This window comes from Streptomyces sp. SP17BM10 (genome assembly GCF_036322405.1).
In the GTDB taxonomy this organism is placed as follows: Bacteria; Actinomycetota; Actinomycetes; order Streptomycetales; family Streptomycetaceae; genus Kitasatospora.
Genome location: NZ_JAQYXB010000014.1, coordinates 1 through 314, shown reverse-complemented (window position 1 = coordinate 314; position 314 = coordinate 1). Strand labels below are relative to the sequence as shown.

At 57.6% G+C, this 314-nt stretch carries 1 rRNA gene; it reads left to right on the top strand.

The features are described from left to right. A 16S ribosomal RNA gene (locus PUR71_RS00040) occupies positions 1–131 on the top strand; the annotation flags it as partial. Between the last annotated feature and the right edge of the window lie 183 nt (positions 132–314).

Genomic DNA, 314 nt, shown 5'->3' with positions numbered 1-314 from the left:
CGAAAGTCGGTAACACCCGAAGCCGGTGGCCTAACCCGTAAGGGGAGGAGCCGTCGAAGGTGGGACCAGCGATTGGGACGAAGTCGTAACAAGGTAGCCGTACCGGAAGGTGCGGCTGGATCACCTCCTTTCTAAGGAGCACATAGCAGCTTCGGGCGAATGTCCTGAAGTGCTTGCTCATGGGTGGAACGTTGACTATTCGGCACAGCGAGGGTTCGTCTCTTAGTACTGCTTCGGCGTGGAAGGGAGTTCGGGTTCTGGTTGTGTCGGGCACGTTGTTGGGTCCTGAGGGAACGGAAACGTTGTCTCAGTGG